The sequence below is a fragment of the Nocardioides malaquae genome, from assembly GCF_015070385.1.
Taxonomy (GTDB): Bacteria; Actinomycetota; Actinomycetes; order Propionibacteriales; family Nocardioidaceae; genus Nocardioides; species Nocardioides malaquae.
Map to the genome: position 1 here is coordinate 23,221 of NZ_JADCSA010000007.1, position 14,396 is coordinate 37,616.

Annotated in this window: 15 protein-coding genes; 7 read left to right on the forward strand and 8 right to left on the reverse strand. The window is 72.7% G+C overall.

Annotated elements, in window-relative coordinates:
• Nucleotides 1–69 precede the first annotated feature (69 nt).
• The 3 genes from IEQ44_RS08505 to cysS are packed head-to-tail and all read right to left on the reverse strand — an operon-like array spanning nt 70 to nt 4,079.
• A complete protein-coding gene (locus tag IEQ44_RS08505) occupies nt 70–1,602 on the reverse strand; it encodes a metallophosphoesterase (RefSeq protein ID WP_319804578.1) in 1,533 nt (510 codons plus the stop codon).
• Nucleotides 1,603–1,655: 53 nt separating this feature from the next.
• Nucleotides 1,656–2,621 (reverse strand): 23S rRNA (guanosine(2251)-2'-O)-methyltransferase RlmB, encoded by a 966-nt coding sequence (gene rlmB / locus IEQ44_RS08510; protein WP_193638034.1) that lies wholly within the window; start codon nt 2,619–2,621, stop codon nt 1,656–1,658.
• A 12-nt stretch (nt 2,622–2,633) separates the two neighbouring features.
• Nucleotides 2,634–4,079 (reverse strand): cysteine--tRNA ligase, encoded by a 1,446-nt coding sequence (gene cysS, locus IEQ44_RS08515; RefSeq protein ID WP_193638035.1) that lies wholly within the window; start codon nt 4,077–4,079, stop codon nt 2,634–2,636.
• A 92-nt stretch (nt 4,080–4,171) separates the two neighbouring features.
• Here cysS and IEQ44_RS08520 point away from each other — a divergent pair, with 92 nt between their 5' ends.
• Nucleotides 4,172–5,464: a C39 family peptidase gene (locus IEQ44_RS08520; protein ID WP_193638036.1), complete on the forward strand. Its 1,293-nt coding sequence runs from the start codon at nt 4,172–4,174 to the stop codon at nt 5,462–5,464.
• Between the two features lie 10 nt (nt 5,465–5,474).
• On the opposite strand, the gene IEQ44_RS08525 is transcribed toward IEQ44_RS08520, so the two are convergent.
• The gene (locus tag IEQ44_RS08525) at nt 5,475–7,025 is read right to left on the reverse strand and encodes a molybdopterin-dependent oxidoreductase (protein WP_193638037.1); all 1,551 of its coding nucleotides are present in this window, start codon (nt 7,023–7,025) and stop codon (nt 5,475–5,477) included.
• Between the two features lie 143 nt (nt 7,026–7,168).
• On the opposite strand from IEQ44_RS08525, the gene ispF reads away from it, so the two are divergent.
• Nucleotides 7,169–7,606: a 2-C-methyl-D-erythritol 2,4-cyclodiphosphate synthase gene (gene ispF / locus IEQ44_RS08530; protein ID WP_264674458.1), complete on the forward strand. Its 438-nt coding sequence runs from the start codon at nt 7,169–7,171 to the stop codon at nt 7,604–7,606.
• On the opposite strand, the gene nirD is transcribed toward ispF, so the two are convergent.
• Nucleotides 7,527–7,964 (reverse strand): nitrite reductase small subunit NirD, encoded by a 438-nt coding sequence (nirD, locus tag IEQ44_RS08535; protein ID WP_193638039.1) that lies wholly within the window; start codon nt 7,962–7,964, stop codon nt 7,527–7,529. The genes ispF and nirD overlap by 80 nt on opposite strands.
• A gap of 155 nt (nt 7,965–8,119) precedes the next feature.
• Between nirD and IEQ44_RS08540 the strand changes: the two genes are divergently transcribed.
• Nucleotides 8,120–8,851: an IspD/TarI family cytidylyltransferase gene (locus IEQ44_RS08540; RefSeq protein ID WP_193638040.1), complete on the forward strand. Its 732-nt coding sequence runs from the start codon at nt 8,120–8,122 to the stop codon at nt 8,849–8,851.
• Between the two features lie 18 nt (nt 8,852–8,869).
• Here IEQ44_RS08540 and IEQ44_RS08545 read toward each other — a convergent pair whose 3' ends face one another.
• Nucleotides 8,870–9,499, reverse strand: a complete 630-nt coding sequence (locus IEQ44_RS08545) for a 2-C-methyl-D-erythritol 4-phosphate cytidylyltransferase (RefSeq protein WP_193638041.1) — start codon at nt 9,497–9,499, stop codon at nt 8,870–8,872.
• 72 nt (nt 9,500–9,571) lie between these two features.
• Entirely contained in the window at nt 9,572–10,057 is a 486-nt protein-coding gene (locus tag IEQ44_RS08550; protein WP_193638042.1) for a CarD family transcriptional regulator, read from the reverse strand.
• Nucleotides 10,058–10,380: 323 nt separating this feature from the next.
• Between IEQ44_RS08550 and IEQ44_RS08555 the strand changes: the two genes are divergently transcribed.
• Nucleotides 10,381–10,908, forward strand: a complete 528-nt coding sequence (locus tag IEQ44_RS08555) for a hypothetical protein (RefSeq protein ID WP_193638043.1) — start codon at nt 10,381–10,383, stop codon at nt 10,906–10,908.
• A complete protein-coding gene (locus IEQ44_RS08560; RefSeq protein WP_193638044.1) occupies nt 10,908–11,651 on the forward strand; it encodes a phosphoglyceromutase in 744 nt (247 codons plus the stop codon). The genes IEQ44_RS08555 and IEQ44_RS08560 overlap by 1 nt, the downstream gene beginning before the upstream one ends.
• A gap of 89 nt (nt 11,652–11,740) precedes the next feature.
• On the opposite strand, the gene phoU is transcribed toward IEQ44_RS08560, so the two are convergent.
• On the reverse strand, nt 11,741–12,391 hold the full coding sequence (phoU, locus tag IEQ44_RS08565) for a phosphate signaling complex protein PhoU (RefSeq protein WP_193638045.1): 651 nt from the start codon (nt 12,389–12,391) through the stop codon (nt 11,741–11,743).
• Between the two features lie 122 nt (nt 12,392–12,513).
• Between phoU and IEQ44_RS08570 the strand changes: the two genes are divergently transcribed.
• Together IEQ44_RS08570 and IEQ44_RS08575 are read left to right on the forward strand one after the other, a co-directional pair.
• Nucleotides 12,514–13,710, forward strand: coding sequence for a sensor histidine kinase (locus tag IEQ44_RS08570; RefSeq protein WP_193638046.1), 1,197 nt, complete (start codon nt 12,514–12,516; stop codon nt 13,708–13,710).
• Nucleotides 13,710–14,387 carry a response regulator gene (locus tag IEQ44_RS08575; protein ID WP_193638047.1) on the forward strand — a complete coding sequence of 226 codons (678 nt, stop codon included), beginning with the start codon at nt 13,710–13,712 and terminating at the stop codon, nt 14,385–14,387. Before IEQ44_RS08570 ends, IEQ44_RS08575 begins: the two co-directional genes overlap by 1 nt.
• Nucleotides 14,388–14,396: the final 9 nt, after the last annotated feature.

Sequence of the window (14,396 nt, forward strand, 5' to 3'; positions counted from 1 at the left end):
CCTCGGCGTCCGATCGGCGCGTGAAGTGCACCACGTCGACGCGGCGAACGGCCGGGCACGCGCCCGCCCTCACACCCCCTGGGGGTAGCGCAGCTCCTCGAAGTCGGCGACCTCGAAACGACCGTTGGTGCGCAGGGTGACCAGCTGGAGGCCCACCGGGCGTCCACCCTCCGCATAGGTCAGCAGGGTCATCGAGGCGTCGCGTCGTGGCTTCGAGCCCACCGCGATCGCGTACGCCGCACCGCCGGTGGTCCCGTTGGTCCAGGTGTAGCCCAGCTCGCCGTTCTCCCCCTCCACCAGCGTGGGACCGTCGGGCACGTGGGTGTGCCCGCCCACCGCCAGGTCGGCGCATCCGCGCTCGAGCGCCACCTTGGCCAGGTTGGCGTCGTGGACCAGGATCGTGTGCACCCGCTCGCCTTCGTCGTGGGCCGCGCAGGCGGTGTCGGCCACCTGCTCGGCGACCTCGTCGAAGCTCAGGTCGGTCTCGTCGCGCCAGTTGCCCAGACCGGAGCTGCGGGGGTCCGGCACCCCGAGCAGTCGCCCACCGGCGGGGCCCTCCACCACCTCGCCCGCCAGACGGGTCCACCCGGCGTCGGCCAGGTGGTCGCCGACGAAGGAGCCGTGGTCGTGGTTGCCGGTCACGAACCAGCGGTCCAGGTCACCGAAGGTCTCCTGCATGGAGTCCAACGAGAAGGCCTCCCACGGCCTGCCCGTGGAGGTGTCGTCCCCTCCCCCGAAGACGGCCGTCGCGCCGGCCCGGTCCGCCACCGCCCGGGCGACCCGGTCCATGCCCACGTTGTCGTGCCGGTCGGTGACGAGCAGCACCACGGTCTCGTCCTCGTCGGGCTCGCGCACCGCGAGCTCAGCGGCATCCTGCACGGCGGTGTCGTAGAAGACCTGGGACTTGCCGTAGGTGTCCACCGCACTGGCGACCAGACGTTGGGTGCCGCTGGTGGTCGACCCGGCGCTCAGCTCCACACCGCGCGCCTGCTCGGGCACGGGCACCTGGCCGCCCAGGAACTCCTCCAGCGCGATCCACTCGCGCTCGGCGGCAACCGCGCCCTCGTCGCGCCACCAGGGCTGCCACAGGGCCACGCCCGAGGCCACGACCAGCGCCACCGCCAGCACCGGACGAGGGCGCAGGCCACGCAGCTCTTCCCACACCTCCCGGCGCCGACCGGGCCCCAGCAGCAGGTAGACGATGACCGGCAACGACCCCGCGGCGGCACCCCGCAACGCCGAGGACCAGGCCAGCTCCTGCAGCGCGCGCCCCACCTGGGCCACCTGCGGCTCGACGTTGGAGGCGATCAGTGCGTAGCGGGAGAAGAGCTCCTCGGTCGACTCCGCGTCGGTCTTGCCGAGCTCGATCTGCACACCCAGCCACACCGGTGACTCCAGGCGTACGTCCGGCAGCACCGGACCGGTCTCCAGCACCACGTGGCGCCCCAGCGTGGGCGAGACCTGCGCGTCGTGGCCAGCGACAGCGACGCTGCGACTGCCGTTGAGGAAGAGCAGCACCGCCACGCACGCGCCGAGGATCCACCAGACGGCCAGCAGCGCAGCCCACCGCAGCAGGCGGGGTCTCGTCACACGCACCAGCACGAGACGACCCTACGCAGGCGGCGGTGACGGCTGCGTGGCTCGCGGAGCGTGGGTCAGCCGCGCGCCTGCGAGACCGCGTACAACGTGACCGAGGCGGCCACGCCGGCGTTGAGCGACTCGAGCTCGTTGACCATCGGGATGGAGACGATCTGGTCGCAGGTCTCGGCGACCAGGCGCGAGAGGCCCTTGCCCTCCGAGCCCACCACCACGACCAACGGGCCGTCGGCCAGCCCCTCGGGCGCGCAGAGCTCGGGCAGGGTGACGTCACCCTCGGCGTCGAGCCCGACGACCATGCAGCCCGCGGCCTGGTAGGCCTTGAGCTGGCGGACCAGGTTGACCGTCTGCGCGATCGGGATCCGTGCAGCCGCCCCGGCCGAGGTCTTCCACGCCGAGGCGGTCATGCCCGCGGCCCGGCGCTCGGGGATGAGCACGCCGTGGGCGCCGAAGCCGGCCGCCGACCGGACGACCGCGCCCAGGTTGCGGGGGTCGGTCACCGAGTCGAGGGCCACCACGAGCGGCACCTCCTCGAGGTCGGCCGCGCGCTCGAGCAGGTCGTCGGCGTGGGCGTACTCGTAGGCGGGCAGGCGCGCGGCCAGGCCCTGGTGCACGGCGCCGCCGGTCATCCGGTCCATCTCGCCGCGGGTGACCTCGAGCATGGTGAGGCCCTGCTCGGCGGCGAGCTTGAAGGCCTCGCGGAGCCGGCCGTCGCGCTCGGCCCCCTCGGCGACGTAGACGTTCGTCACCGGGATGCCGGCGCGCAGCACCTCGAGCACGGAGTTGCGGCCCGCGGCCCACTCGGCGTCGGTGCTCTTGGTGGCCCGGCGCGGCTTGGATCCGCCCTTCGCGGCGGCCTTCTCGGCGGCCTGCTTGATCTTGTACTGCTTGTGGTAGGGCCGCTCGGAGGCCTTGGGGGTCGGCCCCTTGCCCTCCAGGCTGCGGCGCACGTGGCCGCCGGTGCCGGTGGTGGCACCCTTCTTCTGCTTGCGGATGGCGCCCTTGCGCTGGGAGTTGCCTGCCATGCGGTCCTCGTCTCAGTTGGGTGAGGACTGGCCCAGGGACCAGCGCGGCCCCGAGGGAGTGTCCTCGATCTCGATGCCGGCTGCCTTGATCCGGTCGCGGATCGCGTCGGCAGCGGCGAAGTCCTTGGTGGCTCGGGCCTGCTGGCGCTGCTCGAGCAGACCGGCGACCAGGGCGTCGACCGCCTCGGTGAGGCGGGCGGTGTCGTCGGAGGCGCCGGTGGCCCAGGCCTCGTCCCCGGGGTGCAGGCCCAGCACGTCGAGCATCGACGTCACGGCTTGCACCGCGTCCTGCACTCCCGCGGCGTCGCCCTCGGCGAGCGCCTTGTTGCCCGCCCGCACGGTGTCGTGCAGCAGCGCGACGGCGGCCGGGGTGCCGATGTCGTCGTTCATGGCGTCCACGAAGCCCGCCGGCAGGTCGGCAACGGCGACGCTGCCGGCCGTGGTCGGGGTGGCTCCGGCCGCACCGGCCCGCTCGAGGAACGACTCGATGCGACCGAACGCCTGCACGGCCTCGTCGAGCGCCTCGAAGGAGAACTCGACGTGGCTGCGGTAGTGGGCCTGCACGAGGTAGTAGCGCAGCTCGATGCCGCGGTACTTCTGCAGCACGGCCGGGATGGTGAGCGAGTTGCCGAGCGACTTGCTCATCTTCTCGCCGGCGGTGGTGATCCAGGCGTTGTGCATCCAGTACTGCGCGAAGCCCTGGCCCGCGGCGCGGGACTGGGCCTGCTCGTTCTCGTGGTGCGGGAAGCGCAGGTCCATGCCGCCGCCGTGGATGTCGAAGGCGTCGCCGAGATACTTGCCGGCCATGGCGGAGCACTCGATGTGCCAGCCGGGGCGTCCGCGGCCCCACGGCGAGGGCCACGAGGCGGTGCGCGGCTCGGAGGCCTCCTTCCACCCCTTCCACAGCGCGAAGTCGCGCGGGTCGCGCTTGCCGCGCGGGTCGGCGTCGGCGGCCGCCTCCATGTCGTCGACCTTCTGCCGGGTCAGCGCGCCGTAGTCGCCGAAGGAGCGGACGTCGAAGTAGACGTCGCCGGAGCCGTCCTCGGCCGCGTAGGCGTGGCCGCGCGCGATGAGCGTCTCGATCAGCTCGACCATCTCGGGCACGTGACCGGTCGCCGCGGGCTCGTAGGTCGGCGGTGCGACGTTGAGCGAGGCGTACGCCTGCGTCAGCTCGCGGTGCATGGCGTAGGCGAGGTTGTACCAGGGGCGGCCCTGCTCGGCGGCCTTGGCGAGGATCTTGTCCGCGATGTCGGTGGTGTTGCGGATGAAGGTGACGTCGTTGCCGAGCACGCGCAGCCAGCGCTGCAGCACGTCGAAGTTGACGCCCGAGCGCACGTGGCCCACGTGCGGCTCGCTCTGGACCGTGAGGCCACAGACGTAGAGACCGACCTTGCCCTCGACGAGGGGGACGAAGTCACGGACCTCTCGGGTCGCGGTGTCGTAGATGCGCAGGCTCACGCCCGCGAGTCTAGGGGCGAAGGGGCCGGGCGTACGCATCGCGAGCCGACATTTCCGTGACGGGTGGGACTGGTGTGACTTATGGTCTCGGGGTGCGTCTGCTGCAGCTGATCTCCCGACCGTTCTCCGTGCTCACCCCAGGACTCACCTCGGGGCTCACCGCACGGCTCACTGCGACCGCGGTGACCCTGACGGTGGCTGGCGCCGGAGTGGTCGCCGGTGGCGCCGCGGCGCCGGCCGCAGCACGGACGGACGTCAGCCTGCCGAAGGCCACGAAGGTGGCCGACACCTCCTTCGAGGTCGGCGACGACTTCGGGCTCGGCCGCCGCAACGGGGCGAGCGTCGTCGGTGACACCGTGCGCCTCACGGACCCGAGGCGCGTGCGCCGCATCGCCGGGCAGCGCTACGACGCCGCCACCTGGACCTCACCGTGGGTCGACGAGTCGTTTGCCTTCACCGAGCTCATCCCCTCCTGGCAGGCCCGCACCCCCGGTCGCAGCCTCGTCGAGGTCAGGGTCCGGCTGCGCACGAAGGGGGCCGACGGCCGCACCGTCCGCGGCACCTGGGACACCGTCGCCCGATGGGCCCGCGTCACCAAGCACTTCGCCCGCACCAGCCTCGACGCGCAGACCGACGACCTCGCTCGCGTCGCCGTCGACACCGTGCGCACCAACGCCGCCACCGGGGCCACCGGGTGGCAGGTCCGGGTCGTGCTGCTGCGTCCCGAGGGGAAGACGGCGAAGCCGCGACTCGAGCGGGTCGGCGCGATGGCCAGCCACGTGGTCGCCCGCAGCCGGACCTCGAAGCCGGGCAAGGCCGCCGGCACCGTCATCGACGTGCCGCGCTACTCGCAGATGGTGCACCGCGGCCACCACCCCGAGTGGGGCAACGGCGGCGAGGCCTGGTGCTCCCCCACCTCCACGGCGATGGTGCTGGAGCACTACGGCGCCAACCCGCGCAAGGGTCACCGGTTCAAGCCGGGGCACGCCGACGCCATCGTCGACTGGACCGCGTCGATGACCTACGACCACGGCTACCGCGGCACGGGCAACTGGGCGTTCAACACGGCGTACGCAGGGCTGCGCGTGCCGCACGCGCGCGTCACCCGGCTGCCGCAGCTGCGGGCCGCCGAGAAGTACGTCCGGGCGGGCACCCCGCTGATCGTGTCGGTGGCCTTCGACCGTGGCGAGCTGCGCGGCGCCCCGATCTCCGCCACCGCCGGCCACCTCATGGTGCTCGTCGGCTTCACCGAGTCCGGCGACGTGGTGGTCAACGACCCGGCCGCCCCCGACAACGCCAGCGTGCGACGCACCTACGACCGCGCCCAGTTCGAGAAGGCCTGGCTGACGAAGTCCGGCGGGCTCACCTACGTGCTCGAGGACTGACGCCGCCGCCTCAGAGCGGGGCCTCCTCCACCGCGGTGAACTCGACCTCGTGCCACCCCGTGGCGCCGTCGGGCAGCGGGTCGCGCCGGACGCCGGTCTGCACCTCGCCGTCGTCGCTCACCGCGCGTACGCGCACCGTGTGCGGCCCCGGCCCCACCTCGAGGTCGGCGGCCCACTGCACCCAGGTGTTGCGGGTGACGGGCGCGGCCAGGCGTCCCGACGTCCAGGCACCCCCGTCGAGGGAGACCTGCACGTCGGCGACGCCGGTGCCGGGAAGCCAGGCCACCCCGGCCACCGTCACCGGTCCGACCAGCAGCTCCTCGCCAGCCAGGGGCACGTCGATGCGCGAGGAGAGGCGCATGGGCGCCCGCTCGGCCCAGTCACGCTGCGTCCAGTAGGCCTCGACGTCGGCGAACCGGGTGACCTCCCAGTCGACGACCCACTTGCACGCCGAGGTGTAGCCGTAAAGACCCGGGACCACCGTCCGGGCCGGGAATCCGTGCTCGAGCGGGAGGGGCTCACCGTTCATCGCGACCGCCAGCATGCCGCCGCGCTCGTCGGTGAGGGCGTCGAGCGGGGTCGAGCAGGTCCAGCCGTCCTCGGAGGTCTGCAGCACGGCGTCGGCGCCTGCCGCCGGACCGGCCAGGGCCAGCAGGTCGCGAGTCGGCACCCCGCTCCACCAGGCGTTGCCCAGCAGCGGACCGCCGACCTCGTTGGAGACACAACCGAGCGTCACCCACGCCTCGACCAGCCCCCGGGAGATCACCTCGTCGTAGGTCAGCACGACCTCCCGCTCGACCATGCCGTGGATGCGCAGCTTCCAGGTGGCCGGGTCGATCGCCGGCACCGCGATCGCGGTGTGCACCCGGTAGAAGTCGTCGTTGGGGGTCTGCCAGGGCGTCACGCCCGGCACGTCGATGCGCGCGCGGCGAGGCGCCGAGCGCTGCGTCACGCCGGGGATCCGCAGCAGGCGCCGCATGTCCTGGACCGCCGACTTGCCGCCCTCGACCCACCGGGCCGTCACGCCGGAGCAGACGCCCACCAGACCGACCACGCCCAGCGTGGCCAGGAAGCCCCGTCGCCCGGGCGCGGGGGTCGCGGACGGCGCAGGGATCGCAGGGGTCGCGTCGCCCTGGCGCCGCGCCACCACGGTGAAGGCGGTCATGGCGAGCAGCCAGGTCGCCGCGCCCAACCCGATCGGCAGGGTCTCGGTCGCCCCGGTGCCGTTGCGCAGCACCACCGCCCCCAGCCCGACGGCGGCCACCGTGGCGACCAGGCCCACCGAGAGCGCGCGCCGCTGCGGCCACAGCGCGCCGGCCACGGCGAAGAGTGCACCGACCGCGAGCACCACACCCACCACGAGCAGGGGCTTGGCCAGGCCCGCGAGCAGCTCCACGGCCTCGGTGGCGACGATGCCCGGGGTGGCCCGGGTGGCGACCTCGGCCACCGCGACGAGCGGGGACTCGCGCACCGACAGCACCGACGCGGCCAGCTGGCTCACGGCGATCGCCGTGCCGCCGGTGACGGCTCCGGCGGCCGCCCATGCTCGCGTCGAGGTCATGGAGAGGATTCTCCCTCAGGCATGATCGGGGGGTGACCCACGACCCGGCCCCGCACCCCGCTCAGGCATCCGCACAGCCTCCCGCGCTGCTCCCCCGCGTCGGCATCGGCACCGACGTGCACCGCCTCGTCGAGGGTCGGCCCATGCACCTGGCCGGGCTCCACTGGCCCGACGAGGCCCTCGGCCTGGAGGGCCACTCCGACGCCGACGTCGCCGCCCACGCGGCCTGCGACGCACTCTTCTCCGCCGCCGGCCTGGGCGACCTCGGCAGCCACTTCGGCACGTCGGCGCCCGAGTGGGCGGGCGCGTCCGGGCGTACGCTCCTGGCCGAGACCGCGCGTCGTGTGCGGGCCGCCGGATACGAGATCGGCAACGTCGCCGTGCAGGTGGTCGGCAACCGGCCACGGCTGGGGGCGCGACGCGACGAGGCCGCCGCCGCCCTGACCGAGGCCGCCGGCGCCCCGGTGTCGCTGAGCGCCACCACCACCGACGGCCTGGGCCTCACCGGCCGCGGCGAGGGAGTGGCGGCCATCGCGACAGCTCTGGTCGTCGGACCGGCGCACCCCGACGCGGGCGCCTGACCACCGTCGGCACCGGCGCCCGCTCACGCCGGGCCCCGACCTCCACGACGCCGTCGACGACCCGGGTGTCGTAGACCGCGACCCGCACCGTGGGGTCTTGCAGGCAGACCCCGGTCGCGAGGTCGAAGGCGTGGCGGTGCAACGGCAGCGCCACGAAGTCGACGCTGCCGCGCCGGCCCACGATGCCCCGCGCGAGCACGGCACCCCGGCGGCCGGGGTCCTGGTTGGCGAGCGCGTGCACCTCGTCGCGGGCCGTGCGGAAGATGGCGACGGCCTGCGCGTGGACCAGCGCCGCCACACCGCGCTCGACCTCGATCTCCTCCAGCGCGCAGACCGCCTGCCAGGTGTCACCCCCCATGGGTGGTCCCGAGGCGGAGCGGATCGACCGACGACGTCATCGCACTCCTTCATCCAGTGAGGACCGCGAGCGTAGGTCGCCCACGTTGACGGGGAGGTTTCGTCGTGTTTCAGGCGTGAAAACTGCCCGTCGACCTCGCCGATACCCTGTGCCCCATGAGCACCTCCCCGTCCCCGGCGAGCGCGGTCGTCGTCCTGGCCGCCGGATCAGGTTCCCGCGTCGGCGCCCACCGCGACGGCACTCCGGTCAACAAGGTGCTGCTGCCGCTGCTCGACGCCCCCGTGCTCGCGCACTCGGTGCGCACGGCCCTGGCCACGCCGGGCGTACGCCGCGTGGTCGTCGTCGCTCGCCCCGGCGAGGAGGCGCAGGTCACCGAGGCCCTGGTGCCCCACCTTCCGGCCGACGACGCCGCGCCGGAGGTCGCGCTGGTGACCGGTGGCGCGACGCGTCACGCCTCGGAGTGGGCCGCGCTGCAGGTGCTGGTGCCGTGGGTGGCGGCCGGAGAGGTGGAGGTCGTGGCGATCCATGACGGCGCGCGTCCCCTGGGGTCGGTCGCGCTCTTCTCCGCGGTGCTGGCCGCCGCTGCGGAGCGCGGAGGCGCGCTCCCGGGCGTGCCGTTGGCCGGCGTGGTGACGGCCGACGGCCAGGCCGGACCCTCGGGCCTGGTGGCCGTGCAGACACCCCAGGCCTTCCGGGCCGACGTGCTGCTGGCCGCCTACGACCGCGCAGCCCGGGAGGGCTTCGAGGGCACGGACACGGCGAGCTGCGTGGAGGCGATGGCCGAGGGCGTACGCATCGCGGCGGTGCCGTCGACGTCGCGCAACCTGAAGGTCACCTTCCCTGAGGACGTCGCCCTCGCGGACCGCCTGCTGCGTCACGCGCCCTGACGAGCGCCGGACCCGTGGTCAGCGGCGGGTGAGCGCCTCGAGCACGGCGACGTCGTCGGCATCCGCCACCCGGCGGGCCTGGACGGGCGCGGGGACCAGCTCGACCCGGAAGTGCTGGCGGAGCGCCGGGACGAGCTGCTCGAAGTGGACGGCCGGCAACGAGGGCAGGGCAGCGACGACGGAGGCAGGCAGGACCACCGGCGAGGCGAGGGCACGCAGCTCCTCGCGGTCGACCGTCTCCCCCACCGTGCCGTCGGTGACGGTCTTGACGGTGTCGGTGACGGGGCGGACCGCGACCACGACGACGTCCTCGGTGACCGCGCGCAGCACGCAGGCGGCGATGAAGTCGGACGGCGTCATGGGGCACAACGGGTCGTGCAGCACGACGGGCTCACCGCTGAGGGCCAGCTCCTCCCACGTCGTGCCGGTGTCGACCGGCTGCACGCCGGCCTCCCCCAGGGCCCACGCGGCGCAGGCGACGAGCGCCTCGCCGTGGATGAGGGCGTAGGGCAGCGAGCCGCGGTCCTCGTCGAGAAGCAGGCCCAACGGGGCCAGGTCGCCGAGGTCGATGTCGTGGGGGTCGATCGAGGCGGCGAGCTCGGCGAAGTCAGCGGGTGCGGCGTCGGCCGGAGAAGTGGTCTCGTCCATCAGGTCTCCACCGTACGACGAGACCCCCGGGGGCTTCCCGGGGGTCTCGTCGTGGTGAGTGCGGTGGGCACGTCAGGAGGCCAGGACCTCGTCGAGGATGGCCTCGGCCTTGTCCTCGTTGGTCTTCTCGGCCAGGGCCAGCTCCGAGACGAGGATCTGACGCGCCTTGGCCAGCATGCGCTTCTCGCCGGCCGACAGGCCGCGGTCACGCTCGCGGCGCCAGAGGTCGCGGACGACCTCGGAGACCTTCATGACGTCGCCGCTGTGCAGCTTCTCCAGGTTGGCCTTGTAGCGACGGGACCAGTTCGTGGGCTCCTCCACCTGCGAGGCGCGCAGGATGTCGAAGACCCGGTCGAGACCGGCCTGGTCGACGACGTCGCGGACGCCCACCAGGTCGAGGTTGTTGGACGGGACGCGGACCACGAGGTCCTGCTGGGCGATGATCCTGAGGACCAGGTACTGCCGGTCTTCCCCCTTGATCGTCCGCACCTCGATGTCCTCGATGACTGCAGCCCCGTGATTCGGGTAGACGACCGTTTCGCCGACGGTGTATGTCATGTGTTCAGTTCCCCTTTCCGGGCCGAAGTGTATCACGTCACACCGGCGGCCGGAAGAGCGTTTCCGCAGGTCAGGGGCCACTTTGGGGTCGACGGCAACCGTCGCTCGCCCTTGACAGAGGCGTTCGTCGTGTGCCTCGGCCACGGGTGGGTGGCCCCCCGGTGGAGTGCACGAGCACATGACGCAGAGGGGTTCTACCCGCCTGCCGCGAGGCCCAAACACCACGGGGCACGATGCTGCCGGTCCGGCGCCGACCTCCCTGCCACCGGCCACGTCGTGGCCCAGCGCGCCGCCCGGTCCTCGCGACCGCTACCCTGTCAGGCATGCAGAAGCCTTGCCGCCGCACGACTGCGCTCGCGTCCCTCGCACTCGTCCTCGCGCCCGTGTTGAGTTCCTGTGGGTTCGACTACGCCACCGACCGTGACTACACGCCGGGCGTGGGCGCCAACGACCGCTCCAACACCGTGGCGGTGCTGGCCGGCGTGGTCGTCTCCGACGGCGAGGGTGGCGGCGTCGTGGTCGCCAGCCTGTCGAACAAGTCGGTCGACGAGACCGTGACGCTCACCGGCCTCAGCGGCCAGGGCCTCACCGTCGGCGAGGTGGCCGAGGTCGAGCTCGCGCCCCAGGGCTTCGAGAACCTCGCGACCTCCGACTCCCCGATCTCCGTCTCGGGTGACTTCGAGGCCGGCAACTTCGTGCCCGTCACCTTCATGTTCGACAACGGCGAGCAGGCCGAGATGAAGCTGCCCGTCGTCCGCAACTGCGGCCCCTACGCGGAGGTCGCCGGCGTGCCCGCAGGCTCCGAGCGCTGCGAGAGCGGCAACGACCTCGAGCAGGAGAGCGGCCACTGATGAGCTACACCCTGGTCCTGCTCCGCCACGGCGAGAGCGAGTGGAACGCCAAGAACCTCTTCACCGGCTGGGTCGACGTGGCCCTCACCGAGAAGGGCCGCGCCGAGGCAGTCCGCGGCGGTGAGCTGATGAAGGAGGCCGGCGTCCTGCCCGACGTCGTGCACACCTCCCTGCAGCGCCGCGCGATCAACACCGCCGCCCTCTCCCTCGACGCCTGCGACCGGCACTGGATCCCGGTGAAGCGCGACTGGCGCCTCAACGAGCGCCACTACGGCGCCCTCCAGGGCAAGGACAAGAAGCAGACCCTCGAGCAGTACGGCGAGGAGCAGTTCATGACGTGGCGTCGTTCCTTCGACGTCCCGCCGCCGCCCCTCGACGACGCCGACGAGTTCTCCCAGGTCGGCGACCCCCGCTACGCGGGCCTCGGCGACGAGCTGCCGCGCACGGAGTGCCTCAAGGACGTCATCGCCCGCCTGATGCCCTACTTCGAGACCGAGATCACCGGTGACCTCGAGGACGGGCTGACCGTCCTGGTCGCCGCCCACGGCAACTCGCTGCGCGCGATCGTGAAGGTGCTCGACGACATCAGCGACGAGGACATCGCCGGCCTCAACATCCCCACCGGGATGCCGCTGGTCTACCGCCTCGACGAGAACTTCAAGCCGCTGGTCCGCGGCGGCGAGTACCTCGACCCCGAGGCCGCCGCGGCCGCGGCGGCAGCCGTCGCCAACCAGGGTCGCTGAGCTCCGCGCCGCGAGGCGCACCCGGACACACGACGAGGGCCGTACGCACGTGCGTACGGCCCTCGTCGCGTCTGCGCCGGCGTCTGTGGTCAGGAGATGACCGCGGGCTCGCCGGTGACCACGAAGACGATCCGGTTGGCCACCGACAGCGCGTGGTCGGCGATCCGCTCGTAGTAACGACCCAGCAGCGCCACGTCGACGGCCGCCTCGACGCCGTGGGTCCAGTCCTCGGCGAACATCGTCGTGAAGAGGGAGCGCCGCAGCCGGTCCATCTCCATCTCGCGCGGGTGCAGGTCGTCGATGCCGGAGACGTCCCGCTCGGCGATGATCGTGACGACGTCGGTGACCATCTCCTCGGCGATCCGCGCCATCCGCGACAGCGTCGGGCGCAGGTCCTCGGGCACCGCCACCTCCGGCACCCGCAGCCGCGCGATCTTGGCGACGTGCACCGACAGGTCGCCCATCCGCTCCAGCTCACCCACCATCCGCAGGGCGGCGACGACCATCCGCAGGTCGCCCGCGACCGGGGCCTGCAGGGAGAGCAGGTGGAAGGACTTCTCCTCCACCCGCTCGCGCGCCAGGTCGATCTCGTCGTCGGCCGAGATCACCCGCTCCGCCAGGGTGGCGTCGGCGGTCAGCAGGGCGCTGGTGGCGCGCTCGACCGAGATGGTCACGAGCTCGCAGATGGCGGACAGGTCGGTGTAGACGGAGTCGAGCTCGTCATGGAAGGCCTCACGCATGGAGCCGACCGTAGGGGGCGCGGGTGACCAGCGGACGACACCCGGTGAACACCGGATGAACAGCGCCTGACCGGCGTCTCCCCGCGGACGGACACGAGCCGGACGGCCGTACGATCACGCTTGTGGACCCCACCCTGCAAGCCGCCCTCGCCGCCCTGGTCGGCGTCGTCGTCGGCGCCGTCGGCGTGCTGGGGTGGCACGTGAGCGACCGGTTGCAGCACCGGCCCGCCCCGCAACCGGCCCCGCTGCTGCCCGCCGGCGTGGCGACGGTGCTCTCCACGTTGCGCAGCTCGGGCGTGGTGGTCGACGAGCACGACACGGTGCTGAAGGCCTCCGCCCCGGCCTACGCCCTGGGCCTGGTGCGCGGCGACCGGCTGCTGATCCCCGAGCTCGCCGAGCTGGTGCGCCAGGTGCGCCGCGACGGACAGATCCGCGAGCGCGAGATGACCCTCGAGCGAGACCTGGCGCCACCCCTCACGGTCAACGCGCGCGTGGCTCCCCTGGGGTCGCGCCTGGTGCTGGCGATGCTGGAGGACCGCACCCGCGAACGACGCGTCGAGGAGGTGCGGCGCGACTTCGTCGCCAACGTGAGCCACGAGCTGAAGACACCCGTGGGCGCCATCAAGATCCTCGCCGAGGCCGTGGAGGACGCGGCCGAGGACCCCGAGGCGGTGCGACGGTTCGCCAGCCGCATGCGGGTGGAGTCCGACCGACTCACCGAGCTGGTGCACCAGGTCATCGAGCTCTCCCGGCTGCAGGCCACCGACCCCGGCGACCTGCAGGGCGTCGTGCCGCTCGACCAGGTGGTCGCCGAGGCCGTCGACACCTCCGCCCTGGACGCGGCCTCGCGCGACGTCACCCTGGTGGTGCGCGGCGAGACCGGTCTGGCCGTGCGGGGCGTGCCCCACCTGGTCTCGGCGGCGGTCAGCAACCTCGTGGCCAACGCCGTCGCCTACTCCGGCGACCACACCTGCGTGGTGGTGGAGACCCGGGCCGACGAACGAGTCGTCGAGATCTCGGTCATTGACCAGGGGATCGGCATCGCGCCCGCCGAGATCGAGCGCATCTTCGAGAGGTTCTACCGCGTCGACCCGGCCCGGCACCGCTCCACCGGCGGCACCGGACTGGGGCTCTCCATCGTGAAGCACGTGGCCGCCACCCACGGCGGCGACGTCAAGGTCTGGTCGGTGGAGGGTCAGGGGTCCACGTTCACCCTCGTGCTCCCGCGCCACCTCGCCACCGACACCGGGACTCCCGGCACCGAAGCAGCAGCACCCGCCTCCCCCACCACCGGGGACCTGCAGGAAGGCACGATCTGATGACCCGCGTACTCGTCGTGGAGGACGAAGAGAGCTACAGCGACGCCCTCGCCTACATGCTCCGCAAGGAGGGCTACGAGGTGGCGATCGCCGCCACCGGCACCGAGGCCCTGGCGGAGTTCGACCGCAACGGCGCCGACATCGTGCTGCTCGACCTGATGCTTCCCGGGGTGCCCGGCACGGAGGTCTGCCGACAGATCCGCGCCACCTCGTCGGTGCCGGTGATCATGGTCAGCGCCAAGGACGACGAGGTCGACAAGGTCGTCGGGCTCGAGCTCGGCGCCGACGACTACGTCACCAAGCCCTACTCCCCGCGCGAGCTCGTGGCCCGGATCAGGGCCGTCCTGCGCCGCGGCGCAGAGCCCGAGCTGCTGCCCGACACCCTCGAGGCCGGCCCGGTGCGCATGGACGTGGAGCGCCACGTCGTCACGGTCGACGGCGAGACGGTGAAGCTCCCGCTCAAGGAGTTCGAGCTGCTGGAGATGTTCCTGCGCAACCCGGGGCGGGTGCTCACCCGCGGCCAGCTGATCGACCGCGTGTGGGGCTCGGACTACGTCGGCGACACCAAGACCCTGGACGTGCACGTGAAGCGGCTGCGCACGAAGCTGGAGCCCGATCCCGGCCAGCCGCGTTACCTCGTCACCGTGCGCGGACTCGGCTACAAGCTCGACCTCTGAGGGTCACCC

Coding starts and splice junctions, on each gene's coding strand:
- rlmB (WP_193638034.1), bottom strand. CDS start 2,621: ATGGCAGGCAACTCCCAGCGCAAGGGCGCCATCCGCAAGCAGAAGAAG.
- IEQ44_RS08525 (WP_193638037.1), bottom strand. CDS start 7,025: ATGACCTCGACGCGAGCATGGGCGGCCGCCGGAGCCGTCACCGGCGGC.
- ispF (WP_264674458.1), top strand. CDS start 7,169: ATGCACCTGGCCGGGCTCCACTGGCCCGACGAGGCCCTCGGCCTGGAG.
- nirD (WP_193638039.1), bottom strand. CDS start 7,964: ATGGGGGGTGACACCTGGCAGGCGGTCTGCGCGCTGGAGGAGATCGAG.
- IEQ44_RS08540 (WP_193638040.1), top strand. CDS start 8,120: ATGAGCACCTCCCCGTCCCCGGCGAGCGCGGTCGTCGTCCTGGCCGCC.
- IEQ44_RS08545 (WP_193638041.1), bottom strand. CDS start 9,499: ATGGACGAGACCACTTCTCCGGCCGACGCCGCACCCGCTGACTTCGCC.
- IEQ44_RS08550 (WP_193638042.1), bottom strand. CDS start 10,057: ATGACATACACCGTCGGCGAAACGGTCGTCTACCCGAATCACGGGGCT.
- IEQ44_RS08555 (WP_193638043.1), top strand. CDS start 10,381: ATGCAGAAGCCTTGCCGCCGCACGACTGCGCTCGCGTCCCTCGCACTC.
- IEQ44_RS08560 (WP_193638044.1), top strand. CDS start 10,908: ATGAGCTACACCCTGGTCCTGCTCCGCCACGGCGAGAGCGAGTGGAAC.
- phoU (WP_193638045.1), bottom strand. CDS start 12,391: ATGCGTGAGGCCTTCCATGACGAGCTCGACTCCGTCTACACCGACCTG.
- IEQ44_RS08575 (WP_193638047.1), top strand. CDS start 13,710: ATGACCCGCGTACTCGTCGTGGAGGACGAAGAGAGCTACAGCGACGCC.